This window comes from Chromatiales bacterium (assembly GCA_014323925.1).
Classification (GTDB): domain Bacteria; phylum Pseudomonadota; class Gammaproteobacteria; order Poriferisulfidales; family Oxydemutatoraceae; genus SP5GCR1.
Map to the genome: position 1 here is coordinate 1 of JACONC010000015.1, position 19266 is coordinate 19266.

General features: G+C 44.3%; 18 protein-coding genes and 1 tRNA gene. 18 read left to right on the top strand and 1 reads right to left on the bottom strand.

Features of this window, described 5'->3' with window-relative positions:
- Positions 1-274: 274 nt before the first annotated feature.
- The 16 genes from rpsP (at position 275) to GDA45_06590 (ending at position 14966) form a co-directional block, all read left to right on the top strand.
- On the top strand, positions 275-826 hold the full coding sequence (rpsP, locus tag GDA45_06515; protein MBC6414515.1) for a 30S ribosomal protein S16: 552 nt from the start codon (positions 275-277) through the stop codon (positions 824-826).
- Positions 827-918: 92 nt separating this feature from the next.
- A complete protein-coding gene (gene trmD, locus GDA45_06520; GenBank protein MBC6414516.1) occupies positions 919-1671 on the top strand; it encodes a tRNA (guanosine(37)-N1)-methyltransferase TrmD in 753 nt (250 codons plus the stop codon).
- Positions 1672-1676: 5 nt separating this feature from the next.
- Positions 1677-2021 (top strand): 50S ribosomal protein L19, encoded by a 345-nt coding sequence (rplS, locus tag GDA45_06525; protein MBC6414517.1) that lies wholly within the window; start codon positions 1677-1679, stop codon positions 2019-2021.
- A gap of 12 nt (positions 2022-2033) precedes the next feature.
- Positions 2034-2107: transfer RNA gene (locus GDA45_06530), tRNA-Gly, on the top strand.
- Positions 2108-2133: 26 nt separating this feature from the next.
- On the top strand, positions 2134-3351 hold the full coding sequence (locus GDA45_06535; GenBank protein ID MBC6414518.1) for a tryptophan--tRNA ligase: 1218 nt from the start codon (positions 2134-2136) through the stop codon (positions 3349-3351).
- 2 nt (positions 3352-3353) lie between these two features.
- Positions 3354-4145, top strand: a complete 792-nt coding sequence (locus GDA45_06540; protein ID MBC6414519.1) for a segregation/condensation protein A — start codon at positions 3354-3356, stop codon at positions 4143-4145.
- Positions 4145-4798 (top strand): SMC-Scp complex subunit ScpB, encoded by a 654-nt coding sequence (gene scpB / locus GDA45_06545; GenBank protein ID MBC6414520.1) that lies wholly within the window; start codon positions 4145-4147, stop codon positions 4796-4798. Before GDA45_06540 ends, scpB begins: the two co-directional genes overlap by 1 nt.
- Positions 4799-4810: 12 nt before the next feature.
- Entirely contained in the window at positions 4811-5554 is a 744-nt protein-coding gene (locus GDA45_06550) for an rRNA pseudouridine synthase (protein ID MBC6414521.1), read from the top strand.
- A gap of 63 nt (positions 5555-5617) precedes the next feature.
- Positions 5618-7447 carry a biosynthetic-type acetolactate synthase large subunit gene (gene ilvB, locus GDA45_06555; GenBank protein MBC6414522.1) on the top strand — a complete coding sequence of 610 codons (1830 nt, stop codon included), beginning with the start codon at positions 5618-5620 and terminating at the stop codon, positions 7445-7447.
- A 241-nt stretch (positions 7448-7688) separates the two neighbouring features.
- Positions 7689-9344, top strand: coding sequence for an acetolactate synthase large subunit (locus tag GDA45_06560; GenBank protein MBC6414523.1), 1656 nt, complete (start codon positions 7689-7691; stop codon positions 9342-9344).
- Positions 9345-9363: 19 nt separating this feature from the next.
- Positions 9364-10803, top strand: a complete 1440-nt coding sequence (locus GDA45_06565; protein MBC6414524.1) for an aldehyde dehydrogenase family protein — start codon at positions 9364-9366, stop codon at positions 10801-10803.
- A gap of 43 nt (positions 10804-10846) precedes the next feature.
- On the top strand, positions 10847-12151 hold the full coding sequence (pcnB, locus tag GDA45_06570; GenBank protein ID MBC6414525.1) for a polynucleotide adenylyltransferase PcnB: 1305 nt from the start codon (positions 10847-10849) through the stop codon (positions 12149-12151).
- Entirely contained in the window at positions 12145-12645 is a 501-nt protein-coding gene (gene folK, locus GDA45_06575; protein MBC6414526.1) for a 2-amino-4-hydroxy-6-hydroxymethyldihydropteridine diphosphokinase, read from the top strand. The genes pcnB and folK overlap by 7 nt, the downstream gene beginning before the upstream one ends.
- Positions 12611-13303 (top strand): deoxynucleoside kinase, encoded by a 693-nt coding sequence (locus tag GDA45_06580; GenBank protein ID MBC6414527.1) that lies wholly within the window; start codon positions 12611-12613, stop codon positions 13301-13303. The genes folK and GDA45_06580 overlap by 35 nt, the downstream gene beginning before the upstream one ends.
- Positions 13293-14090, top strand: a complete 798-nt coding sequence (panB, locus tag GDA45_06585) for a 3-methyl-2-oxobutanoate hydroxymethyltransferase (GenBank protein MBC6414528.1) — start codon at positions 13293-13295, stop codon at positions 14088-14090. The genes GDA45_06580 and panB overlap by 11 nt, the downstream gene beginning before the upstream one ends.
- Positions 14091-14099: 9 nt before the next feature.
- Positions 14100-14966: a pantoate--beta-alanine ligase gene (locus GDA45_06590; protein MBC6414529.1), complete on the top strand. Its 867-nt coding sequence runs from the start codon at positions 14100-14102 to the stop codon at positions 14964-14966.
- 15 nt (positions 14967-14981) lie between these two features.
- Here GDA45_06590 and GDA45_06595 read toward each other — a convergent pair whose 3' ends face one another.
- Complete coding sequence (locus GDA45_06595) at positions 14982-15362, bottom strand: hypothetical protein (GenBank protein MBC6414530.1); 381 nt, start codon at positions 15360-15362, stop codon at positions 14982-14984.
- 90 nt (positions 15363-15452) lie between these two features.
- Between GDA45_06595 and GDA45_06600 the strand changes: the two genes are divergently transcribed.
- Entirely contained in the window at positions 15453-17759 is a 2307-nt protein-coding gene (locus GDA45_06600; protein MBC6414531.1) for a molybdopterin-dependent oxidoreductase, read from the top strand.
- Between the two features lies 1 nt (position 17760).
- Positions 17761-18888 carry a 4Fe-4S binding protein gene (locus GDA45_06605; GenBank protein ID MBC6414532.1) on the top strand — a complete coding sequence of 376 codons (1128 nt, stop codon included), beginning with the start codon at positions 17761-17763 and terminating at the stop codon, positions 18886-18888.
- Positions 18889-19266 lie beyond the last annotated feature (378 nt).

Sequence of the window (19266 nt, forward strand, 5' to 3'; positions counted from 1 at the left end):
TTCCCATAATAGCCTCCAGTTTGTTTGAAAAATTGGCTATTTTATACAAACCTTTGATGCGGTAGCCAATGTGTAGATATTGCATGTTGGCTACCTATGCTTAGGAGAGGTTTTTTTGCTTCTAGGAATGCCCTTTTGGGCAGGAATATCCGGTTCTACTGAGTCCCATATGTTTCTGGCATCGTACATTTGACCCTGCGCACAGCCAAAATAATTTTGTATATGGTTCTAAAATAGATTAGAATTGTCTCTTTTATTTTTGATAGGACTATAAATGGTAATTGTCAGACTTGCTAGGGGTGGTGCAAAGAAACACCCTTTTTATCATATCGTTGTAACCGATACTAGGCGGTCTCGCGATAGTGGCTATATAGAAAAGCTGGGTTATTTCAATCCTTTTGCCACCGAAAAAGAGGTGCCGGTTGTATTAAACCTAGAGAGGTTTAATTATTGGATTTCCAAAGGCGCTCAATCCTCGCAACGAGTCTCATCTATTATTGCTAAATCGGACAAAGCGCAGTTCATTAATAAAGCAAAGACGAAGCCTGACGCGCAAACTAAAAAAACTACTACTGAGTCAATACAAGAATCTTCTTCCACTGAGACTACGGAGCAGATGGTGGCTGACGCAGCAACCGCAACGGCAGCCGAAGAGCAAGAAGAAGTCCAAGCGAGTGCATCACAGCCGGAACTAGAACTGCAAGACAGCAGTCAACGCAAACAAGAAAAACAGCAAACAACTTTAGCGGCAGAGGAAGCAGAATCGGAAGACAAAGTGCCACCTGCAGAAGCAATCGAGACCAATAAGAAAAGCAACGATAAATAAGTCTGCACCATTTAGTTATCACGTTTAGTTATCACTGGTGTATCACACGCATTAGTCGCATAGCCTAAAACTTCTCGCAAGAGAGGCATACCATGAGAATAGATACGGTTTCAATTTTCCCAGAGATGTTTGCCACTATGCAAACTGGTGTGGTCGGACGAGCCATACAAAACAATATCCTGCAGTTGCAAAACTGGAACCCTAGGGATTATAGCGAAGATGCACACGCAAGGGTTGATGATCGTCCTTACGGTGGCGGACCTGGCATGCTGATGATGGCACAACCGCTGCGGGCAGCTTTACGAGAGGTGAAAGCAAAGCAACAAGGTTCGTATAAAACCATCTATATGAGTCCTCAGGGTCATCGCCTGAACCAACAAACCATCAACCGTCTGGCACAATACGACGGTTTGGTATTACTCGCCGGCCGCTATGAGGGTGTTGATGAACGGCTCATAGAATTAGAGATAGACGAAGAATGGTCGATCGGCGACTATGTAATCAGCGGTGGTGAATTGGCGACGATGATACTCATTGATGCCGTTGCCCGCCAATGCGAGGGTGTGTTGGGAGAACAAGAATCGGCTAAACAAGATTCGTTTATGCGCGGACTTTTGGATTGTCCGCATTATACCCGCCCTGCGAACTTTGAGGGTTTGTCAGTACCCGATGTGTTATTGAGCGGCAATCACCAACAAATACGATATTGGCGTCTGCAACAATCACTCATTAGGACTTTTGAAAGGCGGCCAGATTTATTTGAACAGTATGTATTAAATGACGAAGAACAATATATAATAAGCGACTACTTGAAAAATAAAGCCATCCATCAAAGAAGGAAATAAGCTAAATGAACAATATCATAGAATCTCTAGAAGCCGAGCAGACTGATAAAGAATTACCTGATTTTCAAGCCGGCGATACGGTGGTCGTGCAAGTTGAAGTCAAAGAGGGCGAGCGTAAAAGGTTACAGGCTTTTGAAGGTGTTGTAATAGCCAAATACAATCGTGGTTTCAATTCTTCGTTTACAGTTAGAAAAAACTCGCACGGCGAAGGCGTAGAAAGAGTATTCCAGACTTACAGCCCGCTAGTCGACAGTGTGAAAGTCAAACGACGCGGCAAAGTACGAAGAGCCAAGCTATATTACCTGCGCAAATTAAGCGGTAAAGCTGCACGCCTCAAAGAAAAAATTTAAGCAGCGTTTGTGGCGGGTGTCGTATAGTGGTATTACTCCAGCTTCCCAAGCTGGTAAGGAGGGTTCGATTCCCTTCACCCGCTCCATAGCAAGAGTCCAGCGACTAGCGTAAATGAATATTTCGACACACCAAACCAAGCGCGTGGTCTCTGGCATGCGCCCGACCGGAGCGTTGCATCTAGGTCATTATCACGGCGTCATTAAAAACTGGCTGGAATTGCAGCTAACCCACGATTGCTTCTTTTTTGTTGCCGACTGGCATGCACTCACGACACATTACGAAGAGACCGAAGAGATCGAGCAGCATACCCTGCAAATGGTCATCGATTGGCTGGCTTGTGGCATCAGCCCCAGTAATGCACAACTATTTATACAGTCGCAAGTTCCCGAACACGCCCAGCTACAGTTGTTGCTTTCGATGATTACTCCGTTGTCGTGGCTTGAACGAGTGCCGAGCTATAAAGACCAACAAACCAAATTAACCGATAAAGACCTGATGACGCATGGTTTTCTAGGCTACCCGGTATTGCAGGCTGCAGATATTTTAATGTACAAAGCAAATTATGTGCCAGTCGGAGAAGACCAAGTCGCGCATATAGAACTCACCCGTGAGATTGCTCGCCGCTTCAACCATATTTATGGCAAAGAAAATGACTTTAAGGAAAAAGTGGAGAATGCGATTCGGCACTTGGGGGCAAAAAATGGCGAAATTTATCTAAAACTACGCCGCAAACACCAAGAAAAAGGAGATGAAGAAGCGCGCGATACCGCTGTTGCGTTGGTCGATTCACAACAAAATATCTCTTACGGGGATCGCCAACGGTTATACGGTTATTTAGACGGCCACACAAAGCTGATATTACCTGAACCGCAGGCACTGCTCACTAAAGCGACTAAAATCCCCGGCACGGATGGCCAAAAAATGTCTAAATCTTACGGTAATACCATTGCATTAAGAGAACCGCCCGAAGCGATTGAGAAAAAGTTGCGTACTATGCCGACCGACCCGGCAAGAAAGCGACGCGAGGATCCCGGCGATCCTAAAAAGTGCCCAGTGTGGAAGTGGCACGAAATATATTCCGATTCCGATACGCGTCAGTGGGTGCAGAAAGGTTGTCGTAGCGCCGGCATCGGTTGTCTAGAGTGCAAAAAACCATTGATTGAATCGGTGCAAGCGGAAGCTGAACCTATACGCCTGCGATGTAAAGAGTACGAAAACGACAAAGCAACCGTCAAGAAAATAATTACTGAGGCAAACGAGGCGGTTCGCGATATTGCAAATGATACTTTAGAAGAAGTAAAGCTGGCGATTAAACTAATATACCGCTAAACATGAACGACAACCGACAATCGCCTCCTACACTTGCGCTAGCCACTGAGCAACCGACTACTGAATTACCGCAAGATTTATATATTCCACCCAACGCTTTACGGGTGTTTTTAGAAACCTTTGAGGGACCTCTGGATTTATTACTCTATTTAATTAGACAACAAAACCTTGATATCCTGAGCCTGCCGATTGCCAAAATTACTGATCAATATATTCACTATATAGATATGATGCAAGAGTTGCAAATAGAACTTGCCGCCGAGTATTTATTGATGGTGGCAATACTTGCAGAGATTAAATCACGAATGTTGTTACCGCGTCACGAGCAAGATGACGAAGCAGAAGAGGATGACCCGCGTGCCGAGCTAGTGCGTCGTTTGATAGAATACGAACGCATCAAGAATGTTGCTGAGAGACTTGATGCGATACCGCGCACAGACCGTGACATCTACACTTTTGAAAGTGCTTACGAAGGCCTGCATATAGTCAAACCTCTGCCGCAAGTACAGTTGGAAAATTTAGCAACCGCATACCGTGGCGCACTCGCACGCGTTGCACTATACCAGCAGCATAAAATCAACCGAGAACCTTTATTGATTGGTGACCGTATCAACCATGTGCTCAAGCTCTTGGATTCCTCGCATCAGATAGAATTTAGCCATTGCTTTAGAGCTGAAGAAGGAGAAGCCGGTGTGGTCGTTGCATTCTTGGCACTGCTGGAATTGCTTAGAGCTGGTATGATAACGGTAGCGCAGAGCAGTTTTTGGTCGCCGATTTATCTACGAAGACGCTAATGTTACTCACGCAAAAAAAACAGTTAAAGCCGGTGTTGGAAGCGTTATTGATGGCTGCCAACCACCCTATCAATGTTAAGGAGATGCGCAAATTGCTGAGCGAAAACGGTAAAACACCGGATACGCAACTGCTAAAGGAAGCATTGACTGAGCTCATTGACGAATGTGCCGAACGCGGTATAGAGCTCGTCGAAGTGGCTTCGGGTTATCGCTATCAAACCCGTGCCGACTACGCACCCTGGTTACTAAAGCTATGGGAAAGTAAACCGCCGCGCTATTCCAAAGCGTGTCTTGAAACCTTAGCACTGATTGCATATCGACAACCGATCACCCGGTCAGACATGGAACAAGTACGCGGTATTTCAGTTGCTACCAGCACGATGCGTATTCTGGAAGAGCGTGGTTGGATACAAATAGCCGGACACAAAGAAGTGCCGGGTAGACCGGCGCTTTACACTACCACAGACAAATTTTTAGATGACTTTAATATCCGCTCACTCGACGAGTTGCCGAAAATCGAAAGTAGCGAAGAAGTCACACTAAAGAACCCTCAGCTTATGCTATCAACCACCGACAATGAAACACAGTCGGCTAGCAAAAAAAATGCACAACCTAACGACGATGCAGACCTCTCAAATGCCGAAAAGGAGTAAATAGAAAGAGCATTGCAACAACCGACTCAAAAAAGATTACAAAAATTACTAGCCGATGCAGGTATCGGTTCACGGCGACGGATAGAAAATCTCATCGCCAATAAACAAATCAAAATAAACGGCAAAGTTGCCGAATTGGGTAGCAAGGCGAGCAGCAAAGACCGTATCTCGATTGCCGATATCGACATTCAACTTCCCAAGCAACCAAACCATAAAGCACTCTTCTATCATAAGCCTCTGGGTACTATAGTCAGCCGTAGCGATCCTCAATCGCGCCCAACCGTGTTTGACAATCTGCCGCAACTGCAAAATAGCCGCTGGATCTCAGTAGGCAGACTTGATATCAATACTTCAGGTTTGCTTTTATTCTGTAGCGACGGGCAACTTGCACATCGTTTGATGCATCCAGCAACCGAAATAGAGCGTACTTATTTAGTCCGCATCCGCGGAACCGTATCGGCGACTACCATAGAACATCTGTTAAACGGGGTCAGGCTAGACGACGGCGAGGCTTGTTTTAAGCAGCTGTCTAGACACAACAATAGACGAGGATGGTACAAAGTAGTCGTGGCTGAGGGCCGTAATCGTTTGATTAGACGACTGTGGGCTAGCCAGGGATTGTTAGTTGATAAATTGATTCGTGTAGGCTTCGGTAGATTTGAACTCACCGACAATTTGGCTCGCGGCGCATATAGAATAGCGACAAAAAGTGAATTGGATTGCCTTTATAAAATGGCCGGTTTATCTTTGTCTTAGTATAATTATGTATTATCATAAAACCTATGATGGCTAGTTATGTACGCAACAACAAATTTGTGAATGAGCGATAGACCTAAATTATCAGGTGCCGAAATTATTATACGCACACTAGCAGATCTCGGTGTGGATACTATTTTCGGCTATAGCGGCGGAGCTATTTTGCCGACTTATGATGCGATATTTCTATATAACGAAGTACACCGTAAAGTTGGCGGCAAGGATCCCATTAATTTAATCGTACCCGCCAACGAACAAGGTGCCGGCTTCATGGCAGCTGGTTATGCGCGAGCCAGCGGACGACCAGGCGTTGCACTGGCAACCTCTGGGCCTGGTGCAACGAACAGCGTGACACCAGTAAGAGATTCTCTTGCCGACTCGGTGCCGATGATACTTATCTGCGGACAAGTACCCACTGCAGCAATGGGCACCGACGCTTTTCAGGAAGCACCCATCGTCAACATCATGTCGTCGTGTGCTAAGCATGTATTGTTGGTAACCGACCCTGAAAAACTGGAAGCAACTATCCGCGCGGCGTTTGAGATTGCCGTCAGTGGTCGCCCCGGGCCGGTGGTGATTGATATTCCTAAAGATATACAGAACTGGCAAGGCTACTACGACGGTCACGCAAAATTAGACTTACTCGGCTATCAAGCTAGAATAGACAAGGTCGTACAAAATCGTATACAGCCGAAACACGCCGAGGAGTTTTTTAGCTATCTAAAGGCGTCTAAACGGCCATTGCTCTATGTCGGCGGTGGTGTTATTAATTCCAATGCATCGGGAATACTGCGCAGCTTTGCTGAGCGCTATGGTATCCCGGTCGTTACCACTTTGATGGGTATAGGTTCGGTAGATACGACCCATGAACTCAGTCTGCACATGCTGGGAATGCACGGCACCGCTTACGCAAATTATGCGGTTGAAGATTGTGATCTGTTGATTGCAGTAGGTGCCCGTTTTGATGATCGGGTCGCTGGCCGCCCCGACGCTTTTGCCCCATCCGCTAAAGCAATACTCCATATTGACATAGATACCGCCGAAATTAACAAAGTTGTTGTAGCCAATTGGGCACATAACGGCGATGCCCATACCGTATTATCCGACTTGATAAAGCACGATAACGGCTTTACCAGTGATTATCAAGAATGGCACAAACATATCGCCAACTTAAAACAAAAGCATAAGCTCGACTACGACCATAACAGCGAGCTGATACAACCCTACGAAGTTTTAGAAACACTCAACGAATTGACCAAAGGCGAAGCCATTATCACGACCGGCGTCGGACAGCATCAAATGTGGGCAGCACAATATCTCGACTACAAACATCCTAGAAGCTGGCTAACATCTGGTTCTATGGGAACCATGGGCTTCGGCCTGCCAGCTGCGATAGGCGCACAATTTGCCTGCCCTGATAAAATAGTCTGCGATATAGACGGCGACGGTAGTCTGAGGATGAATATCGGTGAACTAGAAACGGTCATTACTTACGATTTGCCAGTAAAGATATTGCTACTCAACAACTACGGAGACGGCATGGTCAGACAGTGGCAAAAAACCTTCTTCAAAAATCGTTTTTCTGGGAGCGACAAATCGTTATTTCGCAAAGACTTCGTCCAAGCAGCCAAAGCCGACGGTTTTCCCTTTGCAAAACGTATCGATAAACGAGAACAATTAAGAAGTTATATTGAACAGTTCGTGGCAACAAAAACCCCGGCATTTTTGGAAGTGATTATAGATCAAGACGCCGGCGTCTACCCAATGGTCAGCCCTGGGGCAACTTATAAGCAAATGATCACCGGAGATTACATACTTGCCCGTAAAGAAAACGAATATCTACAGAACGAAGAACAGATTGTTGATCCAGTCGACAACCCGAATACTTTCTAAATCTTTTATGATGATAACGATGTCCAGACCTTGCTAACGAAAGCCATCGCCGGCAAAGATTGGAGCTAGGTCCAGGCATACCTGCCACCGCTATGCCTTTATCTCTTGCACATTACGAGTTTAGGCTTACCGTATGAAAGGTGCGCAGTAGATGGATATTAGTGATACAATAGATTCTCTTTCATCAGGCTAAAACAAATCTATGCATTAAATAGATGTTATTTATAAACAGGAGTAAATAATGAACGCAGCCGAGCTTTTTATCCGTTCTCTGGAGAACGAAAACCTAGAATACATCTTTGGTATTCCGGGAGAGGAAAACATTCATTTAATGGATGTATTATTAGACAGCGAGATAAAATTCATTTTGACTCGCCACGAACAAGGTGCCGCTTTCATGGCCGATGTCTACGGCCGGCTAACGGGTAAACCAGCAGTTTGCATGTCAACCTTAGGTCCGGGTGCTTCCAATCTGATAACCGGTTTCGCCGATGCCAATATGGACAATGCACCTATTGTTGCGGTCGCCGGGCAAGGCGCAACAACTAGGATGCACAAAGAAAGCCATCAAATCCTCGATTTGGTCAGCCTATTCCGGCCGATCTCTAAATACAGCGTTGGCATCACTGCTCCGGAAGTGATACCAGAAGTAGTGCGCAAGGCATTCAAGGTTGCAAAGACTGAAAAGCCTGGCGGATGCTTTATTGATGTGCCAGAGAATATTGCTGCCGCTAAAATTGAAGGGCAAGAACCCTTAGCTATTCGAGATACCGCCATTGCCGTAGCACAACCCGATTTGATAGACGAAGTCGCCGAGGTTATCACCAAGTCTGAGTTTCCCATCATTATGGCTGGCAATGGTGTGATACGCGGTAAAGCGTGCGCACAACTGATCAATTTTATCGAGACTTTGAATATTCCGGCAGTCAATACTTTTATGGCTAAAGGTTGCGTGCCTTTCTCGCACGAACTCAGCATCGGAACAGTAGGCTTGCAAGCGCGGGATTATGCAACCTGTGGCTTTGAACGAGCCGATGTCGTCATCTGCGTCGGCTATGATATGGTTGAATACCATCCTTATTTATGGAATCCGAACAAAGACAAACACATTATCCATATTGATGCTACACCAGCCGAGGTTGACGAGCACTATAACCTTGAATATAGGGTGCTCGGCGACATTGCTTCATCTTTGAAGCATCTTACTCAAGCGGTCCTTGATAAAGGTGGTACCAATGCAGAGTACAGTTCGAGCTATAGACAGACCTTGAAAACAATGATAGAAGAAGATTTTTCGGCATGCGCAAATGACACGGGTTGTCCGGTAAAACCGCAGAAAATACTATGGGATGTGCGACAAGTACTGGATGCTAACGATATACTTATCTCAGATGTGGGCGCGCATAAAATGTGGATTGCACGTATTTATCAAGCAGAAGCACCGAATACCTGCATCATTTCTAATGGTTTTGCATCTATGGGCATTGGTGTTCCAGGCGCAATTGCCGCCAAGATGATTTATCCACAACGCGCAGTCATGACTATTACTGGTGATGCCGGATTTATGATGAACTCGCAAGAGTTGGAAACTGCAATGCGCCACAACATACCGATAGTTGTGATGATATGGAGAGACGATGAATATGGTTTGATTAGATGGCATCAACAAAAAGCCTTTGGTCGCGCTAGCCACATTAGTTTTAACAATCCCGATTTCGTCAAGTATGCCGAGAGCTTTGGTGCTAAAGGTTTTCGCGTGGAGGACGCAAAGGACTTACAAGCAGTTATCAAAGAAGCACTTAGCTGCGGCACGGTGGCGGTCATTGACTGCCCAGTAGATTACTCAGTCAATATGCAATTCACTGAAAAGATGGGCAAACTCGTATGTCCGATTTAATAAAATACGGAGGTCGACTATGCAAACCTTAGAGCCTTTGCTCGTAAGTGGAAAAGCGTGTGATTATATCAAAGTCACCCGCCCGTGGGATGAGCAGGTCATGGCTCGCATCGGTGTAGTTGACAGCGATACCGCACTGACTGCATTAGCTAACGCAGACAAAATTTTCTGTGATAAAAAGGCTTGGTTACCGCGCGCACAGCGCATCGAGATATTGGAAAAAGTCTGCTCGTTATTGCAAGCGCGTAAAGACGAATTGGCAATCCAGGCCGCGGCCGAAGGCGGTAAACCGCTAATTGATTCGAAAATTGAACTGGACCGAGCAGTGGTATCACTGCAAAGCTGCGCCGATTATTTACGTAGTTCGGAAGCTGACGGACGGCGCATTACTATGGATATTAACGCAGCGTCGCGCGAACATATTGCGTTTACAATTAAAGAACCATGTGGCGTAGTCATTGCGTTCAGTGCTTTTAATCATCCTATCAACCTAATCGCCCACCAGATAGGTCCGGCAATTGCCAGCGGTTGTCCAGTCATTATAAAACCGGCAGCGGTGACACCGTTATCGTGCTTTGCGCTCGTCGAATTGTTCTACGAAGCTGGATTACCACCCATCTATTGCCAAGCGCTATTGACTAAAGATCACGAAACCTCATACCAACTGGTGTCCGACCCACGGATGTCTTTTTTCAGCTTCATAGGTAGCGCAAAAGTAGGCTGGGCATTGCGAGCAAAACTACCCGCTGGTGCCGGCTGTGCGCTCGAACACGGTGGTGCGGCACCAGTCATTATTATGGACGATGCCGATTTAGACGACAATTTACCGCGCCTTGCCAAAGGTGGTTTTTATCACGCCGGGCAAGTCTGCGTGTCAGTACAACGCGTTTATGCGCATAGTTCAATTGCCGACAAAGTAGCAAATCGCTTAGCCGAATTAGGCCTGGCTATGAAGATAGGAGATCCGACAGCAGCCGATACTGAGGTAGGACCGCTCATCAAACGCAGCGAAGTAGACCGCGTTGACGCTTGGGTGCAAAGTGCCATTGACGACGGTGCACAATTAATCTCTGGTGGCAAACGTTTTTCAGACACCGCGTACGAATGCACGGTGCTACTCAATCCTTCTGACCGTGCACAAGTCAGTTGCGAGGAATTATTCGGTCCGGTGATCTGCGTCTATGCCTTTGACGATATAGACGATGCGCTACAACGAGCGAATGCCTTGCCTTTTGCTTTTCAAGCAGCAGTGATTACTCGTAGCATGGATAACGCCTGGTATTGTGCAAAAAACTTGAATGCCACTGCAGTGATGATTAACGAACATACTGCATTTAGGGTCGATTGGATGCCCTTTGCTGGGCGCAAGCTATCGGGATACGGAACCGGCGGCATTCCATATACGATAGAAGACATGCAGCTGGAGAAAATGCTGGTTATACGTTCTCAATATTTATAGATATAGACCCATAGGTGATATAGGTCTATAGCGGTTGCTGACGATGAAAAATAAGTTTACGCTTGCGAAACCTGAAAAAGGGAAAAATTTCGGATTGTCTCGCAACTGTATCTCTAAAGAAGCGCTTGCAGTAATCAAAGTTTTACAAAGAGCAGGCTACCGAAGTTATATCGTCGGTGGTGGCGTGCGCGATTTGTTGTTAAATAAACAACCCAAGGATTTTGATATTGCCACTGCTGCGCACCCTGCAAAAATTCGTAATTTATTTAAGCGATGTCGGCTAATAGGTAAACGTTTTAGACTCGCTCATGTTTTTTATAACGGTGATTTATTAGAGGTCGCCACTTTCAGGACCGGGCCATCCAACAAAACACATGAAAATCTGTCAATAAAAAATTGGTGCGTGGTATCAGACAATAGGTACGGGACTTTGGAAGAAGACCTGATGCGTCGGGATTTTACAGTCAACGCAATGTATTACGATCCTTTCAACGACGACTTGATATGCCATCCAAATGCTTTATCCGATATAGAGGATAGATGTCTGCGCGTCATTGGCAACCCGCTACAACGCTATAGAGAGGATCCGGTGCGGATGCTCAGAGGACTGCGTTTAGCAACTAAACTAGGGCTGAATCTGGAACAAGAAGCCAAAAGACAGATTATTCCAAATCGTAGCTTGCTACTGAACATACCGCCCGCTCGTTTATTCGAGGAATGTAAAAAACTATTCTTGTGTGGGGCATTGCAACAAATTTTTGAGAAACTTAGAAAATTCCAATTACTCGAATTATTATTTCCACAAACCGAAGATGTATTAAGAACGCACCCTAAAGCCGAAGCTTTTGAGCATTTCTTGAATCTGCTATTTAGCGAAACCGACAGACGTATTGCGTCAGCGAAATCGGTTAATCCTGCGTTTACTATCGCTGGATTATGGTGGCTATCGATTGACGACCGCGTTAGAAAGCAATCGAATAAAAGATTAAGCCATACTGGGCTATGGCAAAGAAAGACTGACGAAATTGCTGCAATACAACATTCGCGAGTGGCAATACCTAAATATATATTGCATCTGATATATGAAATATATAGATTACAACCCTATTTTACTAGCCACAACAAAAGCAATATCTATAGCTTAATTCGCTCCCGCCGTTTCCGAGCCGCTTATGATTTTTTCCACTTGTTAGCTAAAGCCGAGCTAGCCGATATGGATACTTGCCAGTGGTGGAAGACATTTCAACAAGTTGATCAACAACAGCGCGGCTCAATGATAGCCGACAGAATAAAAGGATATTCTGAGCATCATCTATATCACCCAGTAAAAGTAGAAGCAAGATGCTAGCAGCCATTGCCTTAGGAGCAAACTTGGGTTCACCTATTATTGCTCTGAACAAGGCAATCCGACAGCTCGGACACCTGCCTATGAGCAAGATAGTTGCCCGTTCAAGTTTTTACCGTAGTCGCCCTGTAGGTTGGTCTACACAACCCGATTATATTAATAAAGTGGTACTGGTAGAAACTTGCTTAGCACCGACCGCACTACTCAACCTTTTACAAAACATAGAACACAAGCTCGGACGGCGACGAGGTGTGCGCCAAGGATTACGCTGGGGACCTAGAAATATAGATTTGGACATTATTAGCTACGGCAACAGATTCATTAGCACTAACCGCCTAACTATTCCTCATATCTCGGCGGATAAAAGGATATTCGTACTCAAACCACTTGCAGAAATTGCACCACAATTAATAATCCCTGGCAAAGGAAGAGTTTGTGAATTATTAACTGCTCTGGGAGACGATAAAACATGTAGGAAAATCGGTGATAAAAAGTAACAGAAAAATAGATTACTTGGTTGTAGAAGGTCCTATTGGAGTCGGTAAAACCAGCATTGCACGCAAGTTGGCAGTGGATTTTTCTGCAACATTGCTACTTGATCAGGGTGATGAAAACCCATTTTTACAACAGTTTTATAAAGATATTAAAAAACTCGCTCTACCCACACAATTATACTTTTTATTATCACGCATAGAAGCCTTGCAAAAACTAAGACAAAGAGATCTGTTCGGCTCAACTGTAGTGAGTGATTTTTTATTAGCAAAAGATCTCTTATTCGCCGAACTGTTGTTAGATGATCGGCAGTTTGATCTCTATCTGAAAATATACAATAATTTAAATTGTAGCGATATAAAAGCTGATTTAGTAGTCTATCTACAGGCACCTGTATCCGTGTTGCTCGATCGTATCCGCAAGCGCGGACGAGATTTTGAGCGGTTGATAACCACCGAATATCTAGAGTGCTTGAATAGGGCCTATCTTGATTTTTTTGCTTGCTACAAAGATTCGCCCATACTAATCGTCAACACCGTAGATGCTGATTTCATCAATAATGAAGACGAATACCGCAATCTCAAGGAACATATTTTGAAGATGGAATCGGCAAAGAGTTACTATAATCCGGTACCTTACGAGTTAAAAAGAAGTGCAAGATAATTCCAACGACGATAATAAAGTGACACTGAGCACTCTGCGGCAGATGAAAGCCACTCAGCAACCTATTGCAGCCCTCACCGCTTACGATGCTTGTTTTGCCCGTATTATAGACCAGGCCGGTGCCGACTTGGTCTTGGTCGGGGACTCTCTGGGGATGGTTATACAAGCACATAGCACAACAGCTAAAGTGACAATGGACGATATGATCTATCATTGTCGATGTGTAAGCCCATCTCTAAGTCGTGCCTATTTCGTCGCTGACATGCCTTTTGCAAGTTATAGTTCGGTGGCAGCAGGCGTTGATAATGCAAAACTTCTGATAGCAGAAGGCGGTGCACAAATGGTAAAACTCGAAATAATCTCGCCGACAACTATAAATGTCATACGCGCATTAACTGAGCATGCGATACCAGTATGTGCACACATTGGTTTTTGTCCGCAAACAATACCTGATTTACCATCGCCCGATACTTTCCACAGACCGAAAGTAGTAGACGAAGTTGTATTACAGCAGGCAAACGATTGCATTGATGCAAATGTAGATTTGTTATTGGTTGAGTGTGCAGCCGAACATGTGGGAGAACAAATTAAAACAATGAGCCAAACACCGGTCATTGGTATAGGCTCTGGTTCCGACTACGATGGGCAAATTATGGTGATGCACGATGTGTTGGGAATCAGCGACCACTCACCGAAATTTGCAGTGAATTTCTTAGCCACTGAAAATTCTATATCAGCAGCATTCAGTGCTTATGTAAAAGCAGTTAAGTCTAGAACATTCCCCTAAATATTTGCGATGTTTATTGCTAAAAATATTGCCGAGGTGCGTAAACAAACTGCCCAGTGGCGTAAACAAGGACAAAGCATAGCATTGGTGCCAACGATGGGTGCTCTGCACGAAGGACATTTAAGCCTAGTTACGCGTGCACTGAATATTGCCGATAAAGTTGCGGTGAGCATCTTCGTCAATCCTATGCAATTCGATCAAGCAGAAGACCTGCAAAATTACCCAAGCAACGAAGCACAAGATCTAGCAATGCTAGAACGCTATAAAGTAGGACTCGCTTTTGTGCCGACAGCACAGGAAATGCATAACGCAGATCCCTTGACAGGCGTGCACTTGTTAGCAGGCCGCTTAGCCGAAGATTTGTGCGGTAAATTCAGGCCTCAACACTTCGACGGCGTAGCAACAATCGTTGCTAAGCTGCTAAATATATTTCAACCCGATATAATTCTGCTAGGCCAAAAAGACTACCAACAACTCTGCATCGTCAGAGAACTGGTCAATAATTTATCGTTCAATGTAGAAGTCGTATCTGTTGAAACAGTGCGCACCGCCGACGGATTGGCATTGAGTTCTAGAAACGCCTATCTTTCCGAAGACGAGAGAAAACGAGCAGCGGTCTTGTACCGTAGCTTAAAACGGATAGCTAACAGTATAGAAGAAGGTGCCAATAATTTTGCGTATTTGAAGAACCAGGCCTATAAGTCAATGAAAGCTGCTGGTTTGCATCCCGAGTATATAGAAATTAGATGCGCACACTCACTCAAACCGCTACACCGAATACAATTCCCACTGGTCATACTAACAGCAGTTCGTCTGGGCAAGGCGCGTTTAATAGACAATATCATCTGTACCAACAAACCTACAAATAATCGCTAACAAGTGTTTAAGCGATTAGAATACTTTATACGGCCAGAACCTCTCTCCTATATGTTCCCTGCTAACATATTTTACTTGATCTTTGGTATACAAATCGAAATCAAAATCTTGCTCGTATACATACCGTAAAGGAGTGGGCATTTCCGTGATTACACCATGTTCAACTTGTAATACTTTGGCTGCCGAAAGATTGATATATTTATCCCAAATGATAGGTGCATGTTTCTTTACATCATCTAGCCTATGAGGGCTAGTAGTTGCCATTTTATTGATAATGGGGATTCTCCCTAAAAAAACTGCTGTATTAATTATGAACTCTAAAGAGTCAATTGCGGAGTCTAGTCCACCTAACTTAAAATAAGGGAAATATAAGTATTTATCGTTTTCTTGTTTCATGAAAATTTTTGAGTTTTTTATTATAATAAAATAACTTTATGAACAATTTAAAGTATAATGGCTATTATATATGGTTAAGGAGGTATTCTAATGACATTATATACCAAATCGCAAGCCCCTGATGGATATTCCTACCATCACATGTGTTGTCCGCACGATTGTCCAGATACTTGCTCTATACTGGTGACGCGAGACGATAAAACGGGCAAAGTTGTCAGAGTTCAAGGCGACCCAACTCATCCGATCACCAAAGGTTATCTTTGTAACAAAGTGAATCACTATGTAGAACTAGTCTATAACGACAATAGGATACTCTATCCTCATAAACGAGTAGGACCTAAAGGGCATCATGCGAAATTTGAGCGTATTAGTTGGGACGAGGCTTTAGATACGATTACCGACAATATGAAAGAGGTGATATCCGATTACGGTTCTGAAGCCGTACAACCTTATTCCTACTCGGGAACACTGGGAATGTTAGGCTATTGGGGTATGGATCAGCGTTTCTGGAACAAAATGAATGCTGCCAGACTAGAACAATCTATCTGTATTTATGCAGCGATGTGGGCTGGCATCTACACCTATGGCATTGCTAACGGCCCATCTATACACGAAGCCTGCTCGGAAGCCGAATTGATTATATTGTGGGGAGCTAATCTGGTTAGCACTGGTGTGCATGCGATACCTTTTATACAAAAGGCACGCAAGCGTGGTGCTAAACTCATCGTCATAGATCCGCGCGTGACGCGCACTACGATGATGGCCGATTGGCACATACAACCGCGCCCCGGCACCGACGGAGCATTAGCTCTGGGAATGATGAAAATTATCGTTGATGAAGGGCTACACGATTTAGACTTCCTAAAAGAACAAACTGTCGGATGGGAGGACTTCTTAGAAAAGAAATTACCCGACTATTCAGTCGAGCAAGTATCGGAAATTACCGCACTGGATACTGAGACGATTAAAAAGTTAGCCCTAGAATACGGTAAGACGAAAAAGACCTACATTCGTGCAAATTACGGCTTAAACCGCCATCAAAATGCCGGGCAAATGTGTCGTTCTATTCTCGTGTTGCCTTGTATCACTGGTGCGTGGCGCGAAAAGTGCGGTGGTGTTGCTTTTGGCAATTTGGAAGAGATGTGGATGCAATTTCCACTGGGTAAATTACAGCGTCCTGATTTAGGCAATCGTGCCGATAAACGCGTCGTAAATATGGTACAAATCGGACGAGCACTAGCCGACGATGTAGGTGCCAACGAAGAAAAACTAGACCCACCCATCAAACATTTATTCGTCTATAACTCGGATCCGGCAAACTGCGCTCCGAACTCAAACAATGTGCGTAAAGGCCTGATGCGCGACGACTTATTCGTAGCGGTTCACGATACTTTCTGGACCGATACCTGCAAATATGCGGATATCGTACTCCCTGCCGATACCCAGTTCGAACGTGCCGATTTGCACGCAGCCTATGGGCATTATTACTTCAATATGAATAAACCCATTATCGAGCCGTTGGGTGAGAGTGTTCGTAATACCGAAATGTTTCGCCTACTCGCAAAAAAAATGGGTTATGTCGAAAAAGGCGATAATGCTTTCACACAAACTGATGAAGATATGATGCGTGAACTCGTAGACGATACTGATAACCCTTTAATGGAGGGTATCTCTTACGAAGAGCTTGAAAAAAACGGTTGGGCTAGAGGCAGTGTAGAGTCCTCTCGTCGTGACTACTTAAATGTAGGATGGCCAACCGACAGTGGTAAAATAGAAATCTATAGCAAAACTTTGGCTGACCAAGGACAAGATCCACTGCCTACCCATAACCCGGAGGTTGAAGGCCAAGAGGACAACGAACGCCGACAGCATTACCCTATACAAGTCATCAGTAGTGCGACACATTATTTTATAGGTGATTCGTTTCAATCAGTGCCGCGTCTGCAAGCGATGATGTCGCGCCCTACCGTAGAATTAAATCCTGAGGATGCAAAAGCGCGTAATATCAAAGATGGTGATTTAGTCCGTTTATACAACGATCGCGGCGAGACTTATTGTTATGCAGTAATCGTTGACGGCTTGTTGCCCAATGTTTGCGGGACTCAAAAACAATTTAAGGGAAGCCACACCCCCGGTGGTGTTAATGCAAACGGATTGAACTCCGAGATGCTTACTGATTTCGGCATGAGCCCATGCTTTTATTCAGTGCTAGTGGAGATTGAGAAAGCAGAAACGCCAGATAAATTAACTACTCAAAAATTAAAGCAAATGGGAGGAGAGGCTGGCTATATCAAAGCCTGGCGTTCCGACCCACGCAACCAAAACACTAAGATCAGCGACGAAGAGATTATTGGCTATGCAAAATCTCAAAACCCACAAGCATTCACGGAGGTTTAATGTGAATAGTACCACGCCTAGTTTTCACGACCCAATCCACCAGTTGGCTGAAATACCCTATCCCGATAAAACGCTCTACGGCAAGCGATCAATAACTAACCATTGCACAGTCAAAAGTGTCAAGAAACTAACTCATGATACATGTGAATTGATTATCAAAGCTGAGCAAGGATCGCAACCAATATCACATGCAGCCGGGCAATATGCAATATTGAAAGTAGACGACATTGAAAAGCCTCGTGCCTATTCTTTTGCTCGTTCTCCGAAATCTGAAGCGCCCGATGAATATTCTTTTTTTATACGCCAAGTTCCTGGCGGAAAATTTTCAAGCTGGCTGTTTAATAGCGAGCGCAAAGGGCAACCCATTACGATTCAGGGTCCGATAGGCAAGTTCACCGTAGATCCATCAGATAAGCGAATGCTTTGTATTGCTGGCGGCAGTGGTATGAGTGCTATATTTGCTCTACTGGAAGATAGCTGTTATCACCAAATACAAAGAAATGTATTATTTCTGTATGGTGCACGTAGCCAAAGAGATCTCTACTGCTTGAACGAAATTAAAATACTGCAGGAGAAATGGCACCCAGATTATCAATTTGAGTTTGTCCCAGTACTATCCGAAGAACCTGAAGATAGCGATTGGCAAGGTGGCCGTGGTCTGGTAACCGACTATCTCAAAAAAAATTACCTCGATACCAACACAATCTCGTTGTTGGATGCCAAAGCCTATTTCTGTGGACCGCCACCAATGATTGATGCAGGTATTGCGACACTTACTAAACTTGGTATGCAAACAAACGATATATATTACGATAAATTTGAAGATATTAGATCGCCGGTTCCGGTAGTAGATAATGCCAAGTGTGTTTTATGCGATGAGTGCCTTTTCGTTTGTCCGATACCTAAATGCATTATTGAGGCATCGCAGCTACGAACAGATGGCAATGGCTTATCCTACGAAGAAGTGAATCCCATCGAAACCTCAAGCTTGTATTACAATACTCTATACATAGATGCCAAGCAATGCATACGCTGTTACGCCTGCGTAGATGTCTGTCCAGTAGATGCGATAGACCCTGAAAATTCGGTCATTCCTAAAACGATACGAAAACATACTGTTGTGTCATAGACATAATTTTAGGCAAGTAAATGTTCTGTTCCGTAATATGCGGTAGATCATATGGATCCTAGGAGGAAAAAGTGTATATATAGGCACACAACGATAACAAAACCTTTAGAAGCGAATAGCGTGACTTTAAGATATTACTTATGCTTCTCTTCTAATTTAGCTTTATAGTTCAGCTAATCTCTTAACAGAAACTCATATTTTTCAGCATTTTTATGATAGCTTTCATCAATCATTGACTATAGGTTCGGATATCTATGATATATATCATAGCTAGATAACTAACTGAGACAAAAACTGCTTTTCGGTTTAATGATTTGCTCTTCGCTAAAATGTTTTCCTCTCATATTCAATACCTCCTTTTAGATATTTAATACTAGT

Coding starts and splice junctions, on each gene's coding strand:
- pcnB (MBC6414525.1), top strand. CDS start 10,847: ATGAAAAATAAGTTTACGCTTGCGAAACCTGAAAAAGGGAAAAATTTC.
- rplS (MBC6414517.1), top strand. CDS start 1,677: ATGAACAATATCATAGAATCTCTAGAAGCCGAGCAGACTGATAAAGAA.
- GDA45_06565 (MBC6414524.1), top strand. CDS start 9,364: ATGCAAACCTTAGAGCCTTTGCTCGTAAGTGGAAAAGCGTGTGATTAT.
- trmD (MBC6414516.1), top strand. CDS start 919: ATGAGAATAGATACGGTTTCAATTTTCCCAGAGATGTTTGCCACTATG.
- GDA45_06560 (MBC6414523.1), top strand. CDS start 7,689: ATGAACGCAGCCGAGCTTTTTATCCGTTCTCTGGAGAACGAAAACCTA.
- rpsP (MBC6414515.1), top strand. CDS start 275: ATGGTAATTGTCAGACTTGCTAGGGGTGGTGCAAAGAAACACCCTTTT.
- GDA45_06590 (MBC6414529.1), top strand. CDS start 14,100: ATGTTTATTGCTAAAAATATTGCCGAGGTGCGTAAACAAACTGCCCAG.
- GDA45_06600 (MBC6414531.1), top strand. CDS start 15,453: ATGACATTATATACCAAATCGCAAGCCCCTGATGGATATTCCTACCAT.
- GDA45_06540 (MBC6414519.1), top strand. CDS start 3,354: ATGAACGACAACCGACAATCGCCTCCTACACTTGCGCTAGCCACTGAG.
- GDA45_06535 (MBC6414518.1), top strand. CDS start 2,134: ATGAATATTTCGACACACCAAACCAAGCGCGTGGTCTCTGGCATGCGC.
- GDA45_06595 (MBC6414530.1), bottom strand. CDS start 15,362: ATGAAACAAGAAAACGATAAATACTTATATTTCCCTTATTTTAAGTTA.
- ilvB (MBC6414522.1), top strand. CDS start 5,618: ATGAGCGATAGACCTAAATTATCAGGTGCCGAAATTATTATACGCACA.
- folK (MBC6414526.1), top strand. CDS start 12,145: ATGCTAGCAGCCATTGCCTTAGGAGCAAACTTGGGTTCACCTATTATT.
- scpB (MBC6414520.1), top strand. CDS start 4,145: ATGTTACTCACGCAAAAAAAACAGTTAAAGCCGGTGTTGGAAGCGTTA.